This is a genomic window from Curtobacterium sp. Leaf183 (assembly GCF_001424385.1).
Taxonomy (GTDB): Bacteria; Actinomycetota; Actinomycetes; order Actinomycetales; family Microbacteriaceae; genus Curtobacterium.
The window spans coordinates 115,164-140,056 of record NZ_LMPO01000008.1 but is presented as its reverse complement, the minus strand read 5'-3'; the positions used below and the strand labels follow the sequence as shown (position 1 = coordinate 140,056).

General features: G+C 72.2%; 22 protein-coding genes and 1 tRNA gene. 19 read left to right on the top strand and 4 right to left on the bottom strand.

The window, feature by feature from the left end; genetic code table 11:
* Positions 1 to 110: 110 nt before the first annotated feature.
* Together ASG04_RS07035 and ASG04_RS07030 are read right to left on the bottom strand one after the other, a co-directional pair.
* The gene (locus ASG04_RS07035) at positions 111 to 977 is read right to left on the bottom strand and encodes a DsbA family protein (RefSeq protein ID WP_056121869.1); all 867 of its coding nucleotides are present in this window, start codon (positions 975 to 977) and stop codon (positions 111 to 113) included.
* A 106-nt stretch (positions 978 to 1,083) separates the two neighbouring features.
* Complete coding sequence (locus tag ASG04_RS07030) at positions 1,084 to 1,683, bottom strand: vitamin K epoxide reductase family protein (RefSeq protein WP_056121867.1); 600 nt, start codon at positions 1,681 to 1,683, stop codon at positions 1,084 to 1,086.
* Positions 1,684 to 2,012: 329 nt separating this feature from the next.
* Between ASG04_RS07030 and ASG04_RS07025 the strand changes: the two genes are divergently transcribed.
* Together ASG04_RS07025 and ASG04_RS07020 are read left to right on the top strand one after the other, a co-directional pair.
* Entirely contained in the window at positions 2,013 to 4,955 is a 2,943-nt protein-coding gene (locus ASG04_RS07025) for an Rne/Rng family ribonuclease (RefSeq protein ID WP_056121865.1), read from the top strand.
* 2 nt (positions 4,956 to 4,957) lie between these two features.
* Positions 4,958 to 5,599: a hypothetical protein gene (locus ASG04_RS07020; RefSeq protein WP_056121861.1), complete on the top strand. Its 642-nt coding sequence runs from the start codon at positions 4,958 to 4,960 to the stop codon at positions 5,597 to 5,599.
* Between the two features lie 222 nt (positions 5,600 to 5,821).
* Here the strand turns inward: ASG04_RS07020 and ASG04_RS07015 are convergent, their stop codons facing one another.
* Positions 5,822 to 6,094, bottom strand: a complete 273-nt coding sequence (locus ASG04_RS07015; RefSeq protein ID WP_056121859.1) for a DUF4031 domain-containing protein — start codon at positions 6,092 to 6,094, stop codon at positions 5,822 to 5,824.
* Positions 6,095 to 6,279: 185 nt separating this feature from the next.
* Here ASG04_RS07015 and rplU point away from each other — a divergent pair, with 185 nt between their 5' ends.
* The 10 genes from rplU (at position 6,280) to ASG04_RS06965 (ending at position 13,608) form a co-directional block, all read left to right on the top strand.
* On the top strand, positions 6,280 to 6,588 hold the full coding sequence (gene rplU / locus ASG04_RS07010) for a 50S ribosomal protein L21 (RefSeq protein WP_056121857.1): 309 nt from the start codon (positions 6,280 to 6,282) through the stop codon (positions 6,586 to 6,588).
* 14 nt (positions 6,589 to 6,602) lie between these two features.
* A complete protein-coding gene (rpmA, locus tag ASG04_RS07005; protein ID WP_056121855.1) occupies positions 6,603 to 6,854 on the top strand; it encodes a 50S ribosomal protein L27 in 252 nt (83 codons plus the stop codon).
* A 101-nt stretch (positions 6,855 to 6,955) separates the two neighbouring features.
* The gene (gene obgE, locus ASG04_RS07000) at positions 6,956 to 8,479 is read left to right on the top strand and encodes a GTPase ObgE (protein ID WP_056121853.1); all 1,524 of its coding nucleotides are present in this window, start codon (positions 6,956 to 6,958) and stop codon (positions 8,477 to 8,479) included.
* Between the two features lie 7 nt (positions 8,480 to 8,486).
* On the top strand, positions 8,487 to 9,299 hold the full coding sequence (gene proB, locus ASG04_RS06995) for a glutamate 5-kinase (RefSeq protein WP_056121851.1): 813 nt from the start codon (positions 8,487 to 8,489) through the stop codon (positions 9,297 to 9,299).
* Positions 9,300 to 9,308: 9 nt separating this feature from the next.
* Entirely contained in the window at positions 9,309 to 10,604 is a 1,296-nt protein-coding gene (locus ASG04_RS06990; RefSeq protein ID WP_056121849.1) for a glutamate-5-semialdehyde dehydrogenase, read from the top strand.
* A 41-nt stretch (positions 10,605 to 10,645) separates the two neighbouring features.
* Positions 10,646 to 10,846 (top strand): hypothetical protein, encoded by a 201-nt coding sequence (locus tag ASG04_RS06985; protein ID WP_056121847.1) that lies wholly within the window; start codon positions 10,646 to 10,648, stop codon positions 10,844 to 10,846.
* Between the two features lie 11 nt (positions 10,847 to 10,857).
* Positions 10,858 to 11,457, top strand: a complete 600-nt coding sequence (gene nadD / locus ASG04_RS06980; RefSeq protein ID WP_082517867.1) for a nicotinate-nucleotide adenylyltransferase — start codon at positions 10,858 to 10,860, stop codon at positions 11,455 to 11,457.
* Positions 11,454 to 12,914 carry a hypothetical protein gene (locus tag ASG04_RS06975; RefSeq protein ID WP_056121845.1) on the top strand — a complete coding sequence of 487 codons (1,461 nt, stop codon included), beginning with the start codon at positions 11,454 to 11,456 and terminating at the stop codon, positions 12,912 to 12,914. The genes nadD and ASG04_RS06975 overlap by 4 nt, the downstream gene beginning before the upstream one ends.
* 105 nt (positions 12,915 to 13,019) lie before the next feature.
* The gene (rsfS, locus tag ASG04_RS06970; RefSeq protein ID WP_056123738.1) at positions 13,020 to 13,409 is read left to right on the top strand and encodes a ribosome silencing factor; all 390 of its coding nucleotides are present in this window, start codon (positions 13,020 to 13,022) and stop codon (positions 13,407 to 13,409) included.
* A 126-nt stretch (positions 13,410 to 13,535) separates the two neighbouring features.
* Positions 13,536 to 13,608: transfer RNA gene (locus tag ASG04_RS06965), tRNA-Ala, on the top strand.
* A 39-nt stretch (positions 13,609 to 13,647) separates the two neighbouring features.
* On the opposite strand, the gene ASG04_RS06960 is transcribed toward ASG04_RS06965, so the two are convergent.
* A complete protein-coding gene (locus ASG04_RS06960; RefSeq protein ID WP_056121844.1) occupies positions 13,648 to 14,883 on the bottom strand; it encodes a glycosyltransferase in 1,236 nt (411 codons plus the stop codon).
* Positions 14,884 to 14,922: 39 nt separating this feature from the next.
* Here ASG04_RS06960 and ASG04_RS06955 point away from each other — a divergent pair, with 39 nt between their 5' ends.
* The 7 genes from ASG04_RS06955 to ASG04_RS17815 all read left to right on the top strand — a co-directional run.
* Positions 14,923 to 15,891, top strand: a complete 969-nt coding sequence (locus ASG04_RS06955) for an NAD-dependent epimerase/dehydratase family protein (RefSeq protein WP_056121841.1) — start codon at positions 14,923 to 14,925, stop codon at positions 15,889 to 15,891.
* The gene (locus ASG04_RS06950) at positions 15,884 to 17,698 is read left to right on the top strand and encodes a 3-oxoacyl-[acyl-carrier-protein] synthase III C-terminal domain-containing protein (RefSeq protein WP_162241697.1); all 1,815 of its coding nucleotides are present in this window, start codon (positions 15,884 to 15,886) and stop codon (positions 17,696 to 17,698) included. The genes ASG04_RS06955 and ASG04_RS06950 overlap by 8 nt, the downstream gene beginning before the upstream one ends.
* 28 nt (positions 17,699 to 17,726) lie before the next feature.
* Positions 17,727 to 18,650, top strand: coding sequence for an aldose 1-epimerase family protein (locus ASG04_RS06945; protein ID WP_056121837.1), 924 nt, complete (start codon positions 17,727 to 17,729; stop codon positions 18,648 to 18,650).
* On the top strand, positions 18,629 to 20,134 hold the full coding sequence (locus ASG04_RS06940; RefSeq protein WP_056121835.1) for an anthranilate synthase component I family protein: 1,506 nt from the start codon (positions 18,629 to 18,631) through the stop codon (positions 20,132 to 20,134). The genes ASG04_RS06945 and ASG04_RS06940 overlap by 22 nt, the downstream gene beginning before the upstream one ends.
* A 270-nt stretch (positions 20,135 to 20,404) precedes the next feature.
* Positions 20,405 to 21,139 (top strand): hypothetical protein, encoded by a 735-nt coding sequence (locus tag ASG04_RS06935; RefSeq protein ID WP_200938420.1) that lies wholly within the window; start codon positions 20,405 to 20,407, stop codon positions 21,137 to 21,139.
* On the top strand, positions 21,136 to 22,764 hold the full coding sequence (locus ASG04_RS06930; RefSeq protein WP_156463563.1) for a DNA polymerase Y family protein: 1,629 nt from the start codon (positions 21,136 to 21,138) through the stop codon (positions 22,762 to 22,764). Before ASG04_RS06935 ends, ASG04_RS06930 begins: the two co-directional genes overlap by 4 nt.
* A gap of 73 nt (positions 22,765 to 22,837) precedes the next feature.
* Positions 22,838 to 24,893, top strand: a 2,056-nt coding sequence (locus ASG04_RS17815; protein ID WP_235515466.1) for a PHP domain-containing protein, incomplete at its 3' end; no start/stop codon positions are given.

The window sequence follows — 24,893 nt, the reverse complement described above, 5'->3', positions numbered from 1 at the left end:
GACGTCCGCCCGGGGGCGCGATCCGCCAGCGTGTGCCGCCGCGGCGCGGCGCCCGCGACGACGACGGCCCCGCACTCCGGGAGCGCGGGGCCGTCGTGACGGGGAGCGGGCTACTTGACCGCGCCACCGTTCTGCTCGACGAACGCGGCGAAGGCGTCGGCGTCGGTCCAGGCGCTGGTGCCCTGGGCGTTGTACTGCTTGCCGTTCACGATCACGGTCGGGGTGCCGGTGAGCTTGTCGAGCGACGAGTTCGCGAGCGGCTCGGTCAGCACGCGGTTCGTGGCGTCACCGACCCATCCGGCGAAACGCTGGTCCGTGATGCAGGACTGCACGTTCTTGTTCGTGGCGCCGGCCTTCTTCGCGATCGAGGCCAGCTGGTCGTTCGTCAGGCCCTTCGTGCCCTCGGACGGCTGGTTCTCGTAGAAGGCCGAGTTGACGTCGAGGAAGGCGTCGGGGTCGTAGTTCGCGACACACGCTGCGGCTGCTGCTGAACGCGTGGAGTACTTCGAGCCGAGCGACGAGCGGTCGAGCAGGTTGAACGGGTGGATCTCGAGCGTGGCGGAGCCGTTCGCGACCCACTGCTTGATCTGCTTCATGTTGCCGGTCTCGAACTGGTTGCAGATCGGGCACATGTAGTCCTCGTACACCGTGATGTTCGCGACCGAGTCGTCCTGCTTCGTGGCGGTCGGCGTGCCGCCCTCGGGGATGGCCTTGGTCGTGACGGGCACGATCTTGCCGTTCTGCCCCTGGAACACGATGCCGTCGCTGGCCATGTTCTTGGGACCGGGACCGGCAGGCTGGATCGAGTTCGCGATCACCAGCACGATGACGGCGACGATCGCCAGGGACCCCACGATGATGCCGCTGATCGTCAGGGTCTTGTTGCGGCGCCGGCGGGCCTTCTCCTTCTCGCGCTGGGCCGCAGCACGTTCCCGTGCGGCGTTCCGGCGGGCCTTCTTGCTCTCGTTGTCGCTCATCGGGAACGAGCGTAACGGGTGCCGGTGCACCGACGGGCTCTGCTGGCTGAGAAGAGCCCAGGAGTCCGGTGACGTGTCACCGATGGTCGACGACCCGGTCGCCGGTTCAGATGAAGTCGAGGACCCGCGGGAACATGATCAGGATCGTCACCGCGATGACCAGGTAGTTCGCCAGCGGGAACGCCCAGCAGAACGGCAGCAGCGCCCGCCCGACCCGACGCGCCCGGGGACCGAAGGTGCCGCGCGACATGTTCCAGATGGTGAACACCCAGAACATGGGGATGGTCATCGCCCACACGAGCAGGCACCACGGGCACAGCGCACCGATCGACCACACGGTCTGCGTGAAGAGCCAGGTGACGAAGACCCATGCCACGAGGAGCCCGGCGTTGAACGCCACGAGGAACCACCGCGAACCGCGGAACCCCGCGAGCAGCACGGCGCCGACGGCGATCGGCGCGACGAAGCCCATCAGTCCCAGCAGCGGGTTCGGGAAGCCGAGCAGGTGTCCCTGTGCGCTCGTCATCACGTCCGAGCAGTTGATGAACGGGTTGACGTCGCAGCTGAGCGCCGCCTTCGGGTTCTCGTACTTCGCGAACTCGTCGAGGACGAGTCGGAACGCCGCGTACAGGGCGACCGCCCCGGTGACGAGCAGCAGCACGGCGACGGCGACGGGACGACGGGTGGTGGGTGCAGTCGTGGTCACGCCGACATGATGACACGTTCGTTCTGCGCCTTCCTCCGTCACGCGTGCGATGATGGGGAGGTCACACGGGAGATCCGTGTGGCACAGCGAGCTTTCCGGGCACCAGCCCGGGTGAACAGGTGCGGTGAGAGCGCACCGTGACCGGACGACGCGTCACTCCGACGCCGAACCGAGCGGAGCCGGGTGCTCCGGACGGTCCGAGCGCACGGCAGGTCGACGCCGGACGGTCACTGACCAGCGAGTGCGGGCGGCGTCGCCGCCGTCCGCCACAACGACAGGATTCCCGCCGCCCCTCGGGGTGGGAGCGGGGCTGAGGAGTGCACCAGTCCATGGTGGAGAACGACAACAACAGCAACCAGAACACCGACGATGCCGCACCGAAGCGACGCGGCCGCCTGTTCGGCGGACGCCGCGCCCGGTCGGCAGGCACCCTGGAGGCCCGCAACGGCTCACAGGGACCGGCCGACGGTGCCGACACGGCGACCCCGGACACCGGGTCGGTCGAGCAGACCGGCACGGATGCGGCGCCCGAGACGGGCTCCGTCTCGGTCGAGGTGCAGTCGGTCACGACGACCGACGCCCCGGACGACGTCAGCACGTTGACCGGTGACGTCCCGGTCGTCGACGTCGCCGCAGCGGCCGCCGAGGCCGAGGCCACCGCGGTCGAGGAGTCGGGTACGACCGAGGAGTCGGGCACGGACGTGCAGTCGGGCACGGACGTGCAGTCGGACGTCGTCGGTCCGGTCGAGTCGCACGAGGCCGACGCGGTCGCCCCGGAGCGGGCCGTCGAGACGGCACCGGAGCAGGCCGACGCGGTCGCGCCGCCGGAGCCCGTCGTCCCCCGTGCCACCTCGACACTCAGCCTGATCTTCCACGCCCCGGTCCTGCCGGAGCTGCCGGCCCGCTCGTCGCGCACCGACCGCTCGGACCGGTTCGACCGCTCGGACCGGTTCGACCGTTCCGAGGGCACCGACCGGGCCGAGCGCTCGGAGCGGTCCGACTGGGACGACGACGACGAGGACTTCGGCGGTGGCAGCCGCCGCCGCACGCGCCGTCGGGGCACGAGCGCCGACCGCGAGCCGCGTGACCACCAGGAGCCGCGTCGGCGCGAGGTCGAGCTCATCACCGAGCCCCAGCGGATCAAGGGCTCCACCCGCCTCGAGGCGAAGAAGCAGCGCCGTCGCGACGGCCGTGACGCCGGGCGCCGCCGCCAGGTCGTGACCGAGGACGAGTTCCTCGCCCGCCGTGAGAGCGTCGACCGCCAGATGATCGTCCGCTCGAGCGCGCAGAAGATCGAGATCGGCGTCATCGAGGACAACGTCCTCGCCGAGCACTACGTCACCAAGTCCCACAACGTCTCCCTCATCGGGAACGTGTACCTGGGCAAGGTGCAGAACGTCCTGCCCTCGATGGAGGCGGCGTTCGTCGACATCGGCCGCGGTCGCAACGCCGTGCTCTACGCCGGTGAGGTCGACTGGAACTCGGTCGAGACGGGCAACCACGGCCGTCGCATCGAGGCCGCGCTCAAGCCGGGGGACAAGGTCCTCGTGCAGGTCACCAAGGACCCGGTCGGCCACAAGGGCGCCCGCCTGACCAGCCAGGTCTCGCTGCCGGGCCGCTACCTGGTCTACGTGCCGAACGGCTCGATGAACGGCATCTCGCGCAAGCTCCCGGACACCGAGCGTGCCCGCCTGAAGAAGATCCTCAAAGAGGTCCTGCCGGAGCACGCGGGCGTCATCGTCCGCACCGCTGCGGAGGGCGCGACCGAGGAGCAGCTCACCCGCGACGTGCAGCGCCTGACCGCGCAGTGGGAGGCCATCCAGAAGAAGGTCGAGCACGGGCACGCCCCGGTCATGCTCCACTCGGAGCCGGACCTGCTCGTCAAGATCGTGCGTGACGTCTTCAACGAGGACTTCACGAAGCTGATCATCGACGGCGATGCCGCACGCGAGACCATCGAGGAGTACCTCGACGCCGTCGCGCCCGACCTCAAGGACCGCGTCGAGCTCTACGACGGCCCGGACTCCTTCGAGGAGCACCGTCTCAACGAGCAGATCGAGAAGGCCCTCGACCGCAAGGTCTGGCTGCCGTCCGGCGGTTCGCTCGTGATCGACCGCACCGAGGCCATGACGGTCGTCGACGTCAACACGGGCAAGTTCGTCGGTTCCGGGGGCAACCTCGAGGAGACCGTCACCAAGAACAACCTCGAGGCCGCCGAGGAGCTCGTCCGTCAGCTCCGCCTGCGGGACATCGGCGGCATCATCGTCGTCGACTTCATCGACATGGTGCTCGAGACGAACCGTGACCTCGTGCTGCGCCGCCTGATGGAGTGCCTGAGCCGCGACCGCACGAAGCACCAGGTCGCCGAGGTCACCTCGCTCGGCCTCGTGCAGATGACCCGCAAGAAGATCGGCGTCGGGCTGCGCGAGTCGCTCGAAGAGGTCAACGCGAAGGTCAACGACAACAACGCCGACCCGGGCCCGTCGAAGGGCCGCCGCAAGGCCCGCAACGGGAACGACAGCGGCAACGGCAACGGGAACGGCAACCAGAACGGACAGCGCGGTGGCGCTGACCAGAAGCCGTCGCAGGCGCACCAGATCACCGACGACGTGAAGAACGCGCTGTCGCGGATCGCGGCGTCGACCATCGCGCACGACGAGGTCGCCGCGTCCGTCCCGTCCACCCCCACCTCGGCGCCGTCGCACGAGGCACCCGCTGCAGCGTCTGGGTCGTCCTCGGATGCCGGTGCCCCGGACAACGAGCCCGAGTCCACCGGTGGCGGCAAGCGTCGTCGCCGGCGCGGGGGTCGTGCGAGCTCCGAGCAGTCCGCGCCCACCGCGACCGAGGGCATCCTGACGGTGTCGGCACCGTCCTCGACCACGGCGCCCGCTGCGGCGTCGGAGTCGACGGCTCCCGAGGCCGGCGCGCCCGTGTCCGCCGCACCGCAGCGCGCGACGGAGCCGGCCGCGTCAGCTGCTCCGGACCAGGCGGCTGCGCCGACCCGGCGTCGCGTGTCCTCCTCGGCCCCGGTGACCCCGGCCGACACGACCGTCGCGATCCTCGACATCCCCGTCGCGGTGACGAAGCGCGAGGCCCGCAAGGCGCCGGATGCCGACTCGCTCCTGGACTCGGTGCTGCAGGCGCTGCCCGAGCCCAAGCAGCCCGGCCAGGGTCGTTCGCGGTCCCGTCGCGTGTCGTCGGGCAGCATCAGCGCCCCGGCGACGTCCGGCGAGACCCCGACCGACGACGGCGCCGTGATCCTGGGGAACTGAGGGTGGTCGGGGACCCGACGCGTGCGTTCGCTCCCGGTGCCTCACGCGAGGGCACCGCAGGCGCGCTGATCGCCGTCGTCGGGGTCCTCGCCGTCCAGGCCGTGTCCGGGCTCGCCGGCATGCTCGGCACGAGCCTGTACATCGGCCCGTTCGCCTTCCACGGCGGGCAGAACATCGTCCTCGAGTTCGCCACCGCGGTGTTCGTCAGCCCGTTCCCGTTCTACGTCGGGGCGTTCCTGACGCTCGCGTTCCTGACACCGGTCACCCGGCGCAGCCCACTGCCGACGGTGCTGCTGCGTGCCGTCCTCGGCGGTGCGGGCGGCACGGTCGCGCTGGCACTCGTCGGCGTGTTCACCGGCGCGTACGGCGCGGTCGCCGACGGGCCACGACACCTGGTCACCGACGTGCTCACGACACCGCTGCAGCGGGGCGTGCCCCTGACGGCGATCCTGCTGGCCGCCGCGACGGTGGCCTGGCTGTGGCTCGGTCGCCCGCGTGGTTCCTCCCGGACGTCCGGCCGGCGCGCCGGCGCGCCGGGCACCACACCCGGGACGGTCCGACCCGCCGACGCCGTCCCGCCGCCCTCGTTCCCGCAGCAGCCGCCGCGTCCGCCCGCGGGCCAGTGGGGTCCGCCCCGCACCTGACGCGTGCCGTGCGCTGTCCACCCGTCCCGCCCAGGTTCCAGGATCCTGGCATCTCGTGGTGTCGGACCGGCGAGATGCGTCACTGCGTGGACCGTGAGCGGCAGGTCCCCGCACCGCGACCAGCAGCGGTCCGCCGGCGCGGTCGCCGGGAGAGCGCTCGGACGGGAGGACCGTGGCGGGCCCGCACCGGGCCTCCAGTCCGTCGCTCGTCGCGTCGCTCCGTCAGGTGGCGCGCTTGTCGCGCTGCGCGACGCGCAGACCGCTCCCGATCAGGCGGAGGACGAGCTCACGGCCCGACACCGCCTGGGCCCCGAGTGCGACGAGTTCGTCGTAGCGGGCGAGCGGCACGTCGTAGTGGTCGTGGTCGAACGCGCGGCGCGGGACACCGGCGCGTGCAGCGAAGGCGTGGAGTTCCGCGTAGGATGTGTCACTGACGAGGTGCGACCACACGGTTTCGTGTGCGGGCCACGTCGGCGGGTCGATCAACACGGTCACTCCGACAGACTACGTGTGTCGCCGTTTGACCGGACCCATGGGCATCGAGTATTCTCGTTCCTCGGTGTCACTGTGCCGTCCGGTCAGCTGGCCGTACCGCCTGTGGCTGGTCATCGGTTCCGACCGAACCGATCGTGCCTGGGCACCCGAGACTTCCCTCAAGCAGAGTTACGTAAGGATTCCACGTGGTTTACGCAGTAGTGCGCGCCGGCGGCCGTCAGGAGAAGGTCGAGGTCGGCACGATCATCACCATCGATCGCGCCAAGGCCGATGACCAGGGCAACATCGAGCTCGCGCCCGTGCTCCTCGTGGACGGTGACTCGATCACCTCCGCCGCGTCCGACCTGGCCAAGGTGACCGTCACCGCCGAGGTGCTCGGTGACCTCCGCGGCAAGAAGGTCATCATCCAGAAGTTCAAGAACAAGACCGGTTACAAGAAGCGCCAGGGCTTCCGCGCGGACCTCACGCGCGTCAAGGTCACGAAGATCGCGTAAGGCGGGAGACAGACATGGCACACAAGAAGGGTGCGAGTTCCACTCGCAACGGCCGCGACTCGAACGCACAGCGCCTCGGCGTGAAGCGCTTCGGCGGACAGGTCGTCAACGCCGGTGAGATCATCGTCCGCCAGCGCGGCACGCACTTCCACCCGGGCGCCAACGTCGGCCGCGGTGGCGACGACACGCTGTTCGCGCTGGCCGCCGGCTCGGTCGAGTTCGGCACCAAGGGTGGCCGCAAGGTCATCAACATCGTCAACGCGTAAGCGTTCCCGACGACGCAAGTCCTTAGAAGAGGGGCAGGCCGAGCGCCTGCCCCTCTTTCTCATTCCTGTACGGCCTCATTCCTACGAAAGTGTGACAACCGATGGCGACGTTCGTCGACGACGTGGTCCTGCACCTCAGCGCGGGGAACGGCGGCAACGGCTGCGTGTCCGTCCGTCGCGAGAAGTTCAAGCCGCTGGCTGGCCCGGACGGTGGCAACGGCGGTGACGGTGGCGACATCGTGCTCGTCGCCGACCCGCAGGTGACGACCCTGCTCGGGTACCACCGGTCTCCGCACCGGTCCAGCAAGAACGGTCAGCCCGGCATGGGGGACATGCGCAGCGGCATATCCGGTGAGGTCCTCGAGCTGCCCGTACCCGTCGGCACCGTCGTGTACGACGAGAACGGCGACCTGCTCGCCGACATGACCGAAGCCGGCATGCGCGTCGTCGTCGCCCAGGGCGGTCAGGGTGGTCTCGGCAACGCGGCCCTCGCGACCACCAAGCGCAAGGCCCCCGGCTTCGCGCTGCTCGGCACCGAGGGCGAGGGCGGCGACGTCCGCCTCGAGCTGAAGACGATCGCCGACGTCGCACTGGTCGGGTTCCCGAGTGCCGGCAAGTCCTCGCTCATCGCCGCGGTCTCCGCCGCCAAGCCGAAGATCGCCGACTACCCCTTCACGACCCTGACGCCGAACCTGGGCGTCGTCGAGTCCGGCGAGGTCCGCTTCACCGTTGCCGACGTCCCCGGCCTGATCGAGGGCGCGTCCGAGGGCAAGGGCCTGGGGCTCGAGTTCCTGCGCCACGTCGAACGCTGCGAGGTGTTGCTGCACGTCATCGACTGCGCCACGCTCGACCCGGGCCGCGACCCGGTCAGCGACCTCGACGTCCTGCTCGCCGAGCTCGAGCGCTACCCGGTCCCTGAGGGGCAGGTCCCGCTGCTCGAGCGTCCGCAGCTCATCGCGCTCAACAAGGTCGACGTCCCGGACGCCGCCGAGCTCGCCGCGTTCGTCACCCCCGAGCTCGAGGCCCGCGGCTACCGCGTGTTCCCGATCTCGACCGCCTCGCACGCCGGGCTCCGCGAGCTCTCGTTCGCGCTCGCCGGCATCGTCGAAGCGGCCCGCGCGGCTGCCGCAGCCGAGCCGGTCCAGGAGCGCATCGTCATCCGTCCGAAGGCCGTCGACGCGAAGGGCGGGTTCACCGTCCGTGCCGAGGGCGGCGAGGAGCACCGCTTCTACCGGGTCCGTGGTTCCAAGCCCGAGCGCTGGGTGCAGCAGACGGACTTCGAGAACGAGGAGGCGATCGGCTACCTGGCCGACCGGCTCGCCAAGCTCGGCGTCGAGGACGGCCTGTTCAAGGCCGGCGCCGTCGCCGGGTCCACGGTCGTCATCGGTGGCGACGGCGGCATGATCTTCGACTGGGAGCCCACGCTCACGTCCACCGCCGAGCTCATCACGAGCGCGCGCGGAACCGACGCCCGTGTCGACATGAACATGCGGCCGACCCGCAACCAGCGCCGCGAGGAGTACTTCGAGCGCATGGACGCCAAGGCCGCCGCGCGCGCCGAGCTCGAGTCCGAGCGCAAGTCCGGTCTGTGGGCCGACGACGACGCCGTCGAGGGCAATGACTGACCCCGGCATGTCCGACACGACCGGCCAGCCCGCACTCGGGGCCGTCCGTCAGCGCGCGGACGTCCCACGTGCCCGGCGCATCGTGGTCAAGGTCGGGTCCTCGTCGGTCAGCGGCGAGGCAACCGCGCAGATCGGCCCGCTGGTCGATGCGCTGGCCGCCGCCCACGGCCGGGGGACCGAGGTCGTCCTGGTCTCCTCCGGCGCGATCGCCACCGGGTTCCCGTTCCTCGGGCTCGCGGGCAAGCCGGACGACCTCGCCACGCAGCAGGCGGCAGCTGCCACCGGGCAGAACGTCCTGATGTTCCGGTACCAGCAGCAGCTCGACCGGCACGCGCTCATCGCCGCCCAGGTCCTGCTCACCGCCGGCGACTTGCAGAACCCGACACACCGCGTGAACGCGCAGCGGGCGATGGACCGGTTGCTCGCCCTGCGGGTGCTGCCGATCGTCAACGAGAACGACACCGTGGCGACGCACGAGATCCGGTTCGGCGACAACGACCGACTCGCCGCCCTGGTCGCACGGTTGCTCGGTGCCGATGCCCTCGTGCTGCTGTCGGACGTCGAGTCGCTCTATACGCGTCCTCCCGAGCAGCCGGGTGCCGAGCGCATCGACGAGGTCCCGTTCGGGGACGAGCTCGCCGGGGTGACGTTCGGCTCGATCGGCGCGGCCGGGGTCGGCACCGGGGGAGCGGGCACCAAGGTCGCCGCTGCCCGACTCGCCGCCGAGGCCGGCACGTCCGTGCTCGTGACCGCCACGGCGCTGGTGGCACGGGCACTGGACGGCGACCACGTCGGGACCTGGTTCCACGCCGCGCCCTAGACTCCTGTCATGTCCAGCCCTGTCACGTCGCTGCCCGCACGCGTGCCCACCGGAGCCGTGCCGAGCCTCCAGGACCGGCTCGTCGCTGCCCGCGCCGCGGCGCAGGTGCTGGCCACCTCGACCACGGCGGTCAAGGACGCGGCGCTCCGTGCGATCGCCGCGTCGCTCCGGGCGGGCGCGGACGACGTCGTGTTCGCGAACCATGCCGACCTGGTCGCCGGTGAGGACGCCGGGCTGTCGTCCGGGCTGCTCGACCGGCTCCGGCTCGACCCCGAGCGCATCGAGTCCCTCGCTGCCGCAGTCGAGCAGGTCGTCGGTCTGACGGACCCCGTCGGGCAGTCGGTGCGGGGGTCGGTCCTGCCGAACGGGCTGCAGCTCTCGCAGGTCCGGGTCCCGTTCGGGGTCGTCGGGGCGATCTACGAGGCGCGGCCGAACGTCACCGTCGACATCGCGAGCCTGGCGCTCAAGAGCGGCAACGCGGTGGTGCTGCGGGGCGGGTCCGCTGCCGAGCGCACGAACGCCGTCCTGGTCGCCCGCATCCAGGACGCCGTCGCGTCCGTGGGACTGCCGCGGGAGCTGGTCCAGACCATCGACCCGTTCGGTCGTGCCGGTGCGACCGAGCTCATGCGTGCGCGAGGCCTGGTCGACGTCCTCATCCCGCGTGGCAGCGCATCGCTGATCCAGACGGTCGTCACCGAGTCGCGGGTCCCGGTGATCGAGACCGGGGCCGGGGTCGTGCACGTGTTCCTCGACGCGTCGGCGCCGCTCGACCGGTCCGTCGACATCGTCCTCAACAGCAAGGTGCAGCGGCCGAGCGTGTGCAACGCGCTCGAGACTCTGCTGGTGCACCGCGACGCGGCCGAGCGGCTGCTCCCGACCCTCGCCGCACGGCTGCGCGCTGCCGGGGTCACCCTGCGCGGCGACGACGAGACCCGGGCCGTCGTCCCCGGTGTGCTCCGCGCGACCGAGGCGGACTGGGCGACCGAGTCGATGGACCTCGACCTGTCGATCCGGGTGGTCGCCGACGTCGACCAGGCCATGGCGCACATCGCCGAGTACTCCACGCACCACACCGAGTCGATCGTGACGAACGACGTCGACACGTCCGAGCGGTTCCTGGCCGCGGTGGACTCCGCCGTGGTGATGGTGAACGCCTCGACGCGGTTCACCGACGGCGGCGAGTTCGGCTTCGGCGCCGAGGTCGGGATCTCCACGCAGAAGCTGCACGCGCGTGGCCCGATGGGGCTGCCGGAACTCACGAGCACGAAGTGGGTCGTGCGCGGACAGGGTCAGATCCGCGGCTAGACTGACCTGCAGCCTTCCTCGACCGATCGGAGCACCGCACCATGACCGTCCTCGCACAAGCAGCCGAGCACGCCTCGTCGGTGCCCGCGTTCATCTTCCCGGTCGTGGCTGCAGCGTTCTTCGCGTTCCTCGGCTTCGTGACCTGGTCCTTCCGCGACGTGGCCTACCGCCACTCCAACAAGTTCGAAGCGACCCGCACCCACGAGACCGGTGTGGACGAGTTCGGCCACACCAAGATCTGACGCGCCGCTCGATGCTCGAGAGCTCGGGACGGCCCCGCATCGGTGTGATGGGCGGCACGTTCGACCCCATCCACCACGGTCACCTCGTGGCGGCGTCCGAAGTCGCCAAGTCGTTCGACCTCGACGAAGTGGTGTTCGTCCCCACCGGACAGCCCTACATGAAGTCCGGCGTCACGGACGCTGAACACCGCTACCTGATGACGGTCATCGCGACCGCGTCCAACCCCATGTTCACGGTCAGCCGCGTCGACATCGACCGTCCGGGTCCGACCTACACGGTGGACACGTTGCAGGACCTGCACGAACAGCGTCCCGACGCTCAGCTCGTCTTCATCTCGGGCGCAGACGCTGTCCAGCAGATCGTCGACTGGAAGGACCATGATGGGCTCTGGGACCTCGCGCACTTCGTCGCGGTCACGCGTCCGGGGCACAACCTGAGCATCACCGGACTCCCCGAGCGCGACGTAAGCTTGCTCGAAGTCCCGGCGCTGGCCATCTCGTCGACCGATTGTCGCGAACGGGTGCGACGCGGGAACCCCGTGTGGTACTTGGTCCCGGACGGCGTCGTCCAGTACATCACCAAGCACCATCTGTATCGGAGCGTTGCATGAGTCCGTCCGACGCGCAGCCGCCGTCCGACGCGCAGCCGCCACTGTCGCGGCGCCAGGCGCGCGAGCGTGAGCGCGCCGCCTCGGCAGGCGCACAGCCGGCGACCCCACCCCCGACCGTCGCAGCACCGGCCACCGGTTCGTCCGACAGCGGCCGCCGCCGACCGGGGTCCCACGTGGCGCCCGTGGGTGCGGCCCCGTCCCAGACGTCCGGCCGACCCGAGTCCGCCCCGGGTGCGGTGGCCATCGCACCCGTCCCGCAGGGCGTGCCCGACCTGCCGCCCGCCTCGGCGACCGAGATCGTCCCCGGCACCGGCGGGCTCACCCGTCGGCAGATCCGGTTGATGCGCGAGGCCGAGGGCCAGGCGGTCCGTCCGGTCCCGCTCCAGAACCCCACGCCGCAGTCGTCGGACCGCACCGTGCAGGACGTCCTGGGCACCGTCGCGTCCCTGCACGACGACGATGGCGCCACCACGCCGCCCACGGCACCGTCCGGCTTCGCCGGCAACCGCGCGCCGGCCGTCCCGGTCCCCGACGCGTCGACACCGATGAACCCGCCGACGCCGCCCGAGCCGGAGCCGGAATCGGACCCCGTCGTGGCTCCGTCGGAGTGGCAGGAACCGGCGGCCGAGGTCACCGAGCTCGACCCGGCTGCCGTCGAGCAGGCCACGTCGGCCGACGGGTCGCCCGACGCAATCGAACCGCTCGAGACCGCGGCCGCGCACGCCGAGGAACCCCGCCGGCACCGGTCCACCTGGGCGCCGCAGTCCGACGACGACACGCAGCCGTCACCCGCACCCGACACGTCCGACGACAGCGGCCTTGCCCCCGCGGCTGCGACTCCCGGCGTGTTCCCCCTGGTGCTCGACGGTGACGTCGACGACAGCGACGACGACACCAACGAGGTCCCGGTCCAGGCCGAGGCGCCCGGAGTCGCCTTCCGTCGTCCGGCCGAGCCGAAGCCGCTGACCACCGCGTTCGAGCCGCCCGTCGGACACTGGTCCACCCAGGCGCACGACTCGAACGACACCGAGGTCCACGACGAGGAGACCGGCACCCGCCGCGTCGCCGAGACCCGGACGAACGCGATCATCCTGCCGAACTCCGCCCTCGCTGACCCGACCGGTGCGCTCAACGCGACCGGCGAGGTCATCCTGACCGGCTCGATCGACCTGCCGGCGTCGCTGTCCTCGACCGGGTCGCACCGGCCGATCGACGGCGCCGAGGTCGACCGTCTGCTCGAGCAGCACGACGAGCAGCCCGAGACGGACGCCAGCCCGGTGCGGGCGAGCCGCGCGGTGTCGAGCCACACGTCGACGCGGCAGGTGGTGCTCGCTGCGGCGAAGCCCAAGGAGTCCCGCGCGCCGATGATCCTGTTCATCACCGTCGGGGGCATCTGCGTCGCGGCAGCCGCCGTCATCGTGGTCGCGCTCGTGTCGACGAACTTCTTCGGGTCCTGACCGGTCCGTCCGGTCGCCCCTGAGCCCTCCCTCGCCGCCGTCGGTGGCGTGGCCTATGATCGTGTCGCGTCCGGCAGAGTGCTGGACGACAACCGGAAGGACTCCGTGACCGCCTCCTCTCGCGCACTGGAACTCACGCAGGTCGCCGCTCGCGCGGCTGACGCCAAGCAGGCCGAAGACCTCGTCGCACTCGACGTGACGGGCCCCCTGCAGCTCACTGACGTGTTCCTGCTGGCCACCGGGCGCAACGAGCGCAACGTGATGGCCATCGCCGACGAGGTCGAGGACCGGATGCTCCAGGCGGGTGCGAAGACGCTCCGTCGCGAAGGCCGCAGCGAAGGTCGGTGGGTCCTCATCGACTTCGGCGACGTCGTCGTGCACGTCTTCCACGAGGAAGACCGGCAGTACTACTCGCTCGAGCGGCTCTGGTCGGACTGCCCGACGATCTCGCTCGAGATCGGTGCCGACGCAGCGACCGCCGAGCACTCCGCGTAGCGAGCCCCCGACGCGCCCGGGGGACGGCGTCGATTTCCTCCCCGGGGTCGACGATGGTGTACGCTGCACTGGTGCCTCTGGGAGACCAGGGGAACGAAAGTGCCGGACACGGGAACGTGTCCGCATGGGTCTGTGGCGCAGCTGGTAGCGCACCTGCATGGCATGCAGGGGGTCAGGGGTTCGAGTCCCCTCAGATCCACCCAAACGACATAGCTCGACCCAGACGAAGCCCCGCTGATCACCGGTCAGTGGGGCTTCGTCGTTCTCCGCCTCGACGGTCATCGACCACACGGTCGTAGACGTCGACGATCGCCCGGGTCTGCTGCTCCACCCGGCTGCGCGCCGCGACCATCGCGCGACTGGCCGTCGTGACCAGGGCAGGGTCCGCACGCAGGCGGCGGATCGTGGACACCAGACCGTCGGCGTCGGGCGTCGGTGTGCAGAAGCCACCGTGCTCCGGCACCACCTCGGCGAGGTCCGGGTCGGTGTGCACGACGGGCAGTCCGGACGCGATCGCCTCGAGCATCACCATCGGCTGGTTGTCGAAGCCCGATGAACTCGAGACCAGCAGGTGGGCGTCGTGCATCGCGTGGAGGACCTGTCGGTGCGACACCGCCCCGTGCAGGACGACCGGCGTGTCCCGAGCGGCTCGGCGCACCGCCGACCGAGCGACCCCGTCGCCGTACACGTGTACCTCCACGCCGTCGGGGAACCGGTGTGCGGCGTCGACGAGCACCTCCGGACGTTTCTCCGGGGACAGCCGCCCCACCCACACGATGCGTACGGGGTCGCCCGCGTGCAGCAGGCGCACGTGACCGGGGCCGACGGCCGCGAGCACGGACGGCTCGAGCCCGTTGGACACCACCGACACCGGGGTGCGCACGCCGCGGTCGACGAGCCGCCGGGCGAAGTGCGCGGACGGCACGACGACGTGGTCGCTCGCCCGGGACTGCGCGAGCATCACCCGCCACATCCGCCGGGCAGCCCGGGTCGCGGTGTCCGCGGAGTCGGCCGCCACCGTGATGCCGGCGTGGCTCACCTGACCACCGTGCAGGCGTGCGAGCAGCGCGGTCGTCACGCCGGGCAGCGGCAGCACGTGCTGCGTGTACACGTCGATGCGACCGTGCATGGTGTGCACCACCGGCAGACCCAGGTCATCGGCCGCGCGGACGCCGCCGAGCGCGGCGAACATCTCGGAGTGGGTGTGCACGACGTCGATCCCACGCGCGGCGAACTCGCGCCGGAGCACGGAGCGCACCCGGGCCGGCGTCCAGGCGAACGGGTAGCCGTCGGGGCGGAACACCGGGGACACCGGGAGACCGACCACCCCCGGGTCGGTGGACGTGGTCGCGAGGGGACAGAACACCGTGACGTCGTGGCCCGCGTTCCGGAGGCTCTCGGCGAGCGCCCGGACGGCGGTCTGCACGCCGCCGAGCGTCGGCAGGTAGTAGTCGGTGACCAGAGCGATCCGCACGACCGGAGCCTAGGGGACCCGCCCCCTAGGATCGTCGGCATGGGGGAGCGGGTACTCGTCACGGGCGCGAGCGGGTTCCTCGGCGGGTACGTCGTCCGGGACCTCCGCGCACACGGGTACGTCGTCGTCGCCGCCGGCCGCCGTGCCGAGGCGCTCCCGGACGGGCCGACCTTCGTGGGGGACCTGGACGACCTGGGACGCGCTGGCGCGCCCGACACCGGACCCGTGGACGTGGTGGTGCACTGTGCCGCGCTGTCCTCGCCCTGGGGCCGGTGGGCGGAGTTCGAGCACGCGAACGTCACCGGGACGGCACGGGTGCTGGGGTACGCACGCCGTGTCGGAGCACGTCGGCTCGTGCACATCTCGTCCCCGGGGATCTATGCCGCCCCGCGCGACCGGCTGGCGATCCGCGAGGACCAGGTGGACCCGAGCCGCCCGATGAACCACTACATCCGGTCGAAGCTGCACGCCGAGGCCCTCCTCCGCGCCGCGACCGGCCCGGAGACCGTCGTGCTGCGCCCGCGCGGGATCATCGGCGTCGGGGACCCGGCGCTCGTCCCGCGGTTGCTGCGGGTGCACGAGCGCGTCGGGGTCCCGCTCCTGCACGGCGGTCGGGGGCTCGTCGACCTGACGGCGGTCGAGAACGTGGCGCTCGCTGTGCGGTTGGCGGTCGAGGTGCCCGAGGCACAGGGGCGCGCGTTCAACGTCACGAACGGCGACCCGCGGCCGTTCGTCGAGCTGCTCGACCAGCTGTTGACCGGTCTCGGCCTGCCGCTGCGGCATCGTCCGCTGCCCGCCGGTGCCGTGTACGGGATCGCGGCCGCGCTCGAGGCCGTCTGCGGTGTGCTCCCCGGCCGCCCCGAGCCGCCCGTCACGCGGTACACCGTGTCCACGATCACCCACTCGCAGACGCTCGACATCAGCCGTGCCCGTGACGTGCTCGGGTACGCGCCGGCCGTCACGCTCGACGCGAGCCTGGCCAGCTATGCGGAGCACCGACGTGGGTAGCCTCCGCGCATTCGCGGGCGGGACGACCTCGCACGGCATGCACCAGCTGCTGCGCGGGGCTCCGCGCGAGCGGCGGGTGTTCCCCGCCGGGGTGTTCCTGTACGAGGCGGACGACCGCCGGGTGCTGTTCGACACCGGCTACGCCGAGCACCCCTGGCGGACCGGTGCCGCCGGGTGGGCGTACCGCCGGCTGTTGCCGCCGGACGTGCCGCCCGGCGCGACGGTCGCCGAACAGCTCGACCCCGCGACGGTCACGCACGTGGTGCTCTCGCACCTGCACCCGGACCACGTGGGCGGTCTGCGGTCGTTCCCGCACGCGACGCTGGTCGTCACCGAGGCGGTGCACCGAGCGATGCAGCGTCCCCGCGTGCGTGACGGGGTGCTGCGCGGTCTCCTGCCGACGGCGGCACGTCCGGGGCCCGTCCACGTCGTCCCCCGTTCGGCGTTCCGACCCGGTCCGCTCGGCCTGGACACCGCGGACCTGTTCGACGACGGGTCGTACCTGCTCGTCGACCTGCCGGGGCACGCTGACGGGCACCTCGGCGCCCTGGTGGAGGACCGGGTGCTGGTGGCCGGTGACGCGGCCTGGGGCCGCGACCTGCTGGGGCAGGAACACCGGATCCGCGCGGTGCCACGCGCCGTCGCGCACGACGCCGACGCCCAGGCCCGGACGGCACGGACGCTGCTCGACGCCGAGCGTGCCGGTGTGCGCCTGGCGTTCAGCCACGACGCACACCCGACGGGCGTCGACCTGCTCGCACCGAGACCGCACCACCTGGGGGGGACCATGAAGACCTGTCGCATCACCGGCTGGGGCACGTACCTGCCCGACGACACCGTGACGTTCGCCACCCGGTCGGGGACCGCCACGCGCTACCGCGTCGCGGACGACGTGTCGCAGCTCGACATGCTCGTCGCAGCGGCCGACCGGGCGATCCGCCGGGCCGACCTGGGACCGGACGACGTCGACTGTGTGATCGCGGCGTGCGCCGCTGGCGTCCAACCGATCCCGTGCACGGCTGCCCTGGTGATGGAACGCGTCGCCCCCGGGGCACGCGCCGCGGCCTTCGACGTGAACTCCACCTGCACGAGCTTCATCACCGCGCTCGACATCGCGTCGCGCTACCTGGCCGACGGGGTGTACGAGCACGTCCTGATCGTGTCGGGGGACGTCGGGTCACGGTTCCTCGACCCGGCGGAGCGGGAGTCCTGGGAACTGTTCTCGGACGCGGCGGCCGCCGTCGTGGTGAGCCGCGCCGGGACCACCCCTGCGGACCGCCCCGACGTCGACGCGCGCCCCGACCTCGACGTCCGCCCCGACGTCGACGTCCGCCCCGACGCCGGCCCCGGCGTCCTGGCCAGCCTGCAGCAGACCTGGCCAGCACACGCGCACGACACCGAGCTGCGCGGTGGCCTCTCCCGGTTCCCGGCCCAGGACTACGCCGACGGCGACCCGGCCGACTACCGCTTCGACATGCACGGCCGTCGTGCGCTCATGGGCATGCTCCGGGTCCTGCCGGGGTTCTTCGAGCGGTTCTTCACCGCGGCCGGGATCGGCGTCGAGGACCTGGACCTGGTCGTGCCGCACCAGGCGAGCGGAGCGCTCGGCATCGCGATGCGCCGGGTCGGCATCCCCGACGGCGCCTACGTCGACGCGGTCGCGGAGTACGGCAACATGGTCTCCGCCTCGGTGCCGTACACGCTGGCGACGTGCCTGGACGACGGCCGGCTGCGCCGCGGCGACACCGTGCTGCTGTGCGGGACGGCGGCAGGCCTGACCGCGAACGCACTCGCGCTGCGCCTGTGACGCACCCACGCGCCGCTACGCTGAGCGCATGAGCACCGACGCCCCGCTGTCCGGCACGCAGCTGACCATCTCCGCCGCCGGCTCCACCGCCCGGATCGCGACCGTCGGGGCGACGCTCCGCTCCCTGCAGCACGACGACCGTGACCTGGTCGTGCCCTTCGACGCCGACCAGGTCCGTCCCGCGTTCCGCGGCGCCGTGCTGGCCCCGTGGCCGAACCGCGTCGTCGACGGCCGGTACACGTTCGACGGCGACGAGCACGAGCTCGCGCTCACCGAGCCGAAGCGCTCGCATGCGCTGCACGGGCTGGCCGCCTGGACGGACTTCGACGTCGAGTCCGTCGCCGCCGACCGCGTCGTGCTCAGCACCACCGTGCAGGCGCAGGAGGGCTACCCCTTCCGCGTGGTCGTCCGGGTCGAGTACCGGATCGACGCCGACGGGCTGCACACGACGGTCACCGGCACGAACACCGGCGACCGTCCGGCGCCGTGGGGGACCGGTCCGCACCCGTACCTGGTCGCGGGCGCCGGCACGGTCGACGACTGGGCGCTGACGCTGCCCGCGGCGGAGGTGCTCGAGGTCACGCCCGACCGTCTGGTGCCGACCGACCTGGTCCCCGTGCACGACGAGTTCGACCTGCGCACGGCGACGCCGATCGGCACCCGGTTCATCGACCACGCCTTCACCGGCTTCGACCGTGACGCCGAGGGCACCGCGACCATCACGCTGACGGCGGCGGACGGTCACGGCGTTCGGATGCTCTTCGGCACGGACTGCCCGTGGGCCCAGGTGCACACCGCCGACCACGTCGTGCCCGAGTACCACCGCGTCGGACTGGCCGTCGAACCGATGACGTGCGCCCCGGACGCGTTCAACGCCGGACAGGACCGGGGGCTCGTCGTGCTCGAACCCGGTGCGTCGCACCCCGCCTCGTGGACGATCCAGGCGGTCTGACCCCGCGGATCGCGTCGCGTCGGCTCGACGCGGTCGACCTCGAGGCGCTCGCCGTCGGACAGGACGGCGAGTTCGTCTGGCTCGACTCGGCCCTGCCCGCGGGGTCCCCGCCACGCGCTCGGGACCGAGCACGCTGGTCCGTCCTGGCGCCGTGCGACGGCCCGTTCGCCACGCGGTTCCGGCACGAGGCACGGCGCGCGGTGCTCGACGTGCCCACGGCCGCCGCGACGTGGTTCGGCCCGAGCCGCTCCGAGGACCGCCCCGCCTTCGCCGTGCTGCGCGACCTGCTGTGCCGGACGCCGACACTCGAGGAACCACTCCCCGGACTCGGCTTCGCGCTCGGCTGGCTCGGGTTCCTCGGCTACGAGCTCGGCCGTGAGTCGGGCGGTGCGGACCGGACCGCCCGGCGACACGCCGACGCCGAGCTGTGGTTCGTGGACCGGGCGGTCGTCGTCCGCGACGACGGCGCGGCGTGGGCGCTCGCCCTGGTCAGCGACGCGGAACCGGCGGCGACGTCGGCGAACCAGGCGTGGCTCGAGTCGGTGACCGGTCCGCCGACCGTTCCGAGCGGGATCGTCGGCACCCCGAGCCTCCCGACCGGTGTGGCGGCGACCGGTCGCGTCACGCGCGCCGCCCACGAGCGTTCGGTCGACGCGTGCCGCGCCGAGATCCGTGAGGGCAACGCCTTCCAGGTGTGTCTCACGACCGTCTTCACCCTGCCGGTGGCCGGACGGGAGGCCCTGGTCGACTCCGACGCGGACCCGCAGCTCGCCGAGTACCTGCGGATGCGGGCGGTCGACCCCGTCCCGTTCGCTGCGTACCTGCGGCTCGGCCCGCTGCGCGTGGCCAGCCGGTCGCCGGAGCGGTTCCTGCGGATCGGGGCGGACGGGACGGTGCTGGCGGAGCCGATCAAGGGGACCCGACGACGGTCCGAGGACCCGGTGGCGGACCGGACGGTCCGGGCGGAGCTGGCGGCGAGCGTGAAGGACCGGGCCGAGAACGTGATGATCGTGGACCTCATGCGGAACGACCTGCTGCGGACGGCGGTGCCGGGGTCGGTGCACGTCGACCGCCTGTGCGACGTCGAGACGTACGCCAGCGTGCACCAGATGGTGTCGACGATCGGCGCGCGGGTGCCGGAGGGGACCTCGCGGGCGGAGGTCGTGCGGGCGGCGTTCCCACCGGGGTCGATGACGGGGGCGCCGAAGACCAGCGCGATGGCGATCGCCGACCGGCTCGAGGACGCGCCGCGCGGGGTCTACTCGGGCGTGATCGGGTACTTCTCGGCGAGCGGGGCGGTCGACCTGTCGGTGGTGATCCGCACACTGGTGACGGTGGTCGGTCCTGCGGGGTCCGCGGTCTCGCGCACGCTCGGGGCCGGTGGGGCAGTGACCTGGTCGTCCGTCGCCGCGGACGAGGCGACCGAGGTCGAGACCAAGACGCGCTCGGTCCTCGGCAGTCTGGGGGCCGTCGCCCACTGGTGACCGCTTGGTCGAACGCGTGTTCGATCCGGTTGTCCACGGATGTCAGACCCGATTGACATCATCGAACACATGTTCGAATATGAGGGCATGCAAACGGCGGCGGCACTCCGGTCGCCCGACTCCGAACGGGGCGGGCGGAACGATGCTGCGACGGGGCGTGGTGCGTCGGTGCGTGTTGCGTCGGCGCGTGCTGCGCGGGGCAGTGACCACCTGGGGGATGCCCGGGCGGCGCTCGACCGGATCACGTCGCTGCGGTCCCGGGTCTCGGACATGGAGTCCACCCGGGTCGACACCGCCGGGCTCCCCACGGCGCCGGCACTCGAACCGCTGCTGCCCGGCGGGGCGATCCGCGCCGGGGGCACGTACGCGGTGCCCGAGTCGGTGCTGCTCGCGATGACCATGCTGCAGGCGGCCTCGGCGGCGGGGGCGTGGTGCGCGGTCGTGGGTGTGCCGTCCTTCGGGGTCGAGGCCGCGGCTGCCGCGGGGATCGACCTCGAACGGCTCGTCCTGGTGCCCGACCCGGGCGACCAGTGGCTCGCGGTGACGGCGGCGATGGCCGACGTCGCCCAGATCGTCCTGACCCGCCCGCTCGGCCGTGTCGTGCCCGGTGACGTCGCGCGGCTCTCGGCGCGGTTGCGGCAGCGTGGTGGCGCCCTCGTCGCACTCGGCTCGTGGCCGGGGGCTGACGTCACGCTGCGGGTCACCGCGTCGACGTGGAGCGGCATCGGGCAGGGGCACGGGCACCTGACCGAACGGCGCGCCACCGTGACGGCGACCGGGCGAGCGGGAGCCATGCGTCCGATCAGCACCGAGCTGCTCCTGCCGGCGGCCGACGGTGCCGTCCGAGCAGCGACCGTGGCACCGGTGGCGCTGCCCGGCGGCGGCTCGGGTGTCTCGGACATCTCGGTCGGCTCGGGTGGCTCGGTCGGCTCGGGTGTCGCGGGTGTCGCTGGTGTCGAGCGGGGCGACGAACGTGGCATGCGACCCGTGGCGGTGGCGTCGTGATCGCCCAGGGGCGTGTGCGCGCCGACGCGATCGCCCGTGGCGGGGCGCTGCCGGAACCGCCGCCCACCCGCACCATTGTGCTCTGGTGCCCGGACTGGCCGGTTATCGCCGCCGCCCGCGCCGCCGGGTGCCCACCGGAGCAGCCCTTCGCCGTGGTGGCGAAGGGCCTGGTGTTCGCCAGCTCGGCGTCGGCCCGCCAGCAGGGCGTCGCCCGGGGCATCCGGATCCGTGAAGCCCAGGCGCGCTGTCCCGGGCTCGTCGTGCAGCCCTACGACGACGCCCTCGACCACCGTGCGTTCGAGCCGGTCATCCGCGCGGTCGAAGCCGCGGTCCCGGGCGTCGAGGTGGTGCGCCCCGGCACCCTCGCCCTGCGCTCCCGGGGTCCGGCGCGGTACTACGGCGGTGAACGTGCGGCGGCGGCGACCCTGGCGGGCATCGCGGCCGACCACGGGGCGCCCATGGTCCGTGCCGGTGTCGCGGACACCCCCTTCGCGGCGGAGCAGGCCGCTCGTGCCCGTCCGGTGCGTCCGGGCGAACGGGTCCGGATCGTGCCGGTCGCGGCGTCGGCGGAGTTCCTGGCGGGACTGCCGCTCGGCGTGCTCGGTGACCCTGACCTGGCGACCGTGCTGGACCGGCTCGGGATCACCACCCTCGGGGCGTTCGCCCGGCTCAGCGACGAGCAGGTCCGCGACCGGTTCGGTGTCCCCGGGGCCTTCCTGCACCGGTTGGCGGCCGGACGCGACCCGCGCGAGGTCGCAGCACGCGACATCCCGCCCGAACTCCGGGTGGAAGCCTCGTTCGAGCCGCCGCTCGACCGCGCCGACCAGGTCGCGTTCGCCTTCCGGCGGTCGGCCGACGACTTCGCGGCACGGCTCCGGGCAGCGGGACTCGTGGCCACCACCATCCGCGTCGGCATCGTCGACGAACGGGACATCCTGCTCGAGCGCACCTGGGCGCACCCGCGCTGGTTCGACGCGGCCGACGTGGTCGACCGCGTGCGCTGGCAGCTCGCGGGCGGGGTCGACCCCACCGGGCTCGAAGCCCCGGTGACCTCGGTCGTGCTCGACCCGGTCGCCGTCGACGACATGGCGAACCACGAGCGCGGGCTGTGGGGGTCGGGTCCGGACGAGCGCGTGCACCACGGGCTCGCGCGCATCCAGGGCATGGTCGGACACGACGGCGTGGTCAGCCCGCGCGTCGGGGGCGGCCGGACCCTGTCCGAGCGCATCGTCCTCGTCCCCTGGGGTGACGCCCCGCCGGGTGGCGAGCGGGCCCTGGCGACCGTGCGCGACCGGCCGTGGCCCGGCAAGCTCCCCGGGCCACCGCCCGCCACGGTGCTCGAACGCCCCCGCCCGGTCGACGTGGTCGCGGCGGACGGCACCGGGGTGGACGTCGACGAGCGCGGCGTGCTCTCGGGTGCACCCGAGCGCTTCCGAGCCGACGGCGACCGCGGCGGGGGGTTCGCGGTGGTGACGGCGTGGGCCGGACCCTGGCCGCTCGTCGTGCGCTGGTGGGAAGCGGGCGGTCGACGGCTGCACCGCCTGCAGCTCGTCGATGCCGATGGTCGAGCCTGGTACCTCGTGCTCGCCGACCACCGCTGGTGGGCCGAAGCGGTCGCGACGTGACGGCCACCACGCAGGTCGAGACGACCACGCACGACGAGACGCACGACGAGACGACCACGACGAAGGGCACCTGATGGGCTACAGCAACCCGCCGATCCCGTGGTCGGAGTTCGAGCGTGCCCTCTCTGACGAGCGGAGTCCGGGTTCGGGGCACGCCGGCGACGGCGGGGACAGTCCCGCGTGGTCCCGCAAGCGCGAGCCCTACGCCCCCGCCTCCCGAGTGGACGGCGCGGTCGACGGGCCACCGACCGTGCCGTACGCCGAACTGCACGCGCACTCGACCTTCAGCTTCCTCGACGGTGCCAGCCAGCCCGAGCACCTGTTCGAGGAAGCTGCCCGGCTGCGGCTGCACGCCCTGGCGCTCACCGACCACGACGGCCTGTACGGTGCCGCCCGCATGGCCGAGGTGGCCGAGGCGTACCCGACCGTCGGCACCGTCTACGGCACCGAGCTCTCCCTCGGGCTGACGGCACCGCAGAACGGCGTGCCCGACCCCGAGGGCTCGCACCTGCTGCTGCTCGCCGACGGTCAGGACGGCTACCACCGCCTGGCGGGAGCCATCACGAGCGCGCACCTGGCGGCCGGGTCCGAGAAGGGGCGGCCGCGCTACGACCTCGACGACCTCGCCGCCCGGGCGGACGGACACTGGCGTGTGCTCACCGGCTGCCGGAAGGGCACGGTGCGCCAGGCGCTCGACCAGGGCGGCGAGTCAGCGGCCGATGCCGCGCTGCGGGCACTGCTCGACCGGTTCGGCACCGGCAACGTCGTCGTGGAGCTGCTCGACCACGGTGACCCCCTCGACAGTGCCCGGAACGACGTCCTGGCCGCGCTGGCCACCCGGCACGCGCTGCCGCTCGTCGCCACGGGCAACGTCCACTACGCCACCCCGGACCGCTTCCCGGTGGCGACGGCACTCGCCGCCGTCCGGGCGCGGCGCAGCCTCGACGAGATCGACGGCTGGCTGCCGGCCGCCGACACGGCACACCTGCGGTCAGGCGTCGAGATGGCCAGGCGGTTCGCGCGCTACCCGGGTGCGATCGAGAACACCGTCCGGATCGCGGACGAGATCGGGTTCCGGCTCAGGACGGTCAAGCCCGGGCTGCCCGACCTCGACGTCCCGGACGGACACACGGCGATGTCGTGGCTGCGGGAGCTCACGTGGACGGGGGCACGACGGCGCTACCCGGGCAGCGCGGACGGGGTCGACCCGCACAAGCGAGCGCGCATCGAGCGCGAGCTCGCGGTGATCGAGGACAAGAACTTCCCCGGCTACTTCCTCATCGTGCGGGACATGGTGCAGTTCGCCCGTGGCAGGGGCATCCTCTGCCAGGGGCGCGGCTCTGCGGCGAACTCGGCGGTCTGCTACCTGCTCGAGATCACCGCGGTCGACTCGATCCGGTACGGGCTGCCCTTCGAGCGGTTCCTGTCGGCGATGCGCGACGAGGAGCCCGACATCGACGTGGACTTCGACTCCGACCGACGCGAAGAGGTCATCCAGTACGTCTACGACAAGTACGGCCGGTACAACGCCGCGCAGGTCGCGAACGTCATCACCTACCGGCCGAAGGGCGCCGTCCGCGACATGGCGAAGGCGCTCGGTCACAGTCCCGGCCAACAGGATGCCTGGTCGAAGCAGGTCGAGCGGTGGGGGTCGGTGACCGAGAGCCAGGACCACGACATCCCGCCGGCGGTCGTCGGGCTGGCCAGCGACGTCCTCGGGTTCCCGCGGCACCTCGGCATCCACTCCGGTGGCATGGTCCTGACCGACCGCCCGGTGGGCGAGGTCGTGCCGATCGAGCACGCCCGGATGGACGGCCGCACCGTGCTGCAGTGGGACAAGGACGACTGCGCCTACATGGGGCTCGTGAAGTTCGACATGCTCGGGCTGGGCATGCTCGCCGCGCTGCAGTACTCGTTCGACCTGGCGGCCGAGCACTGCGGGGAGCGCTGGGAGATGCACTCCATCCCCAAGGAAGAGCAGGGCGTCTACGACCAGCTGTGCCGTGCGGACACGATCGGGGTGTTCCAGGTCGAGTCCCGGGCACAGATGGGCACCCTGCCCCGGTTGCTGCCGCGGCGGTTCTACGACCTGGTGATCGAGGTGGCGCTGGTCCGCCCCGGCCCGATCC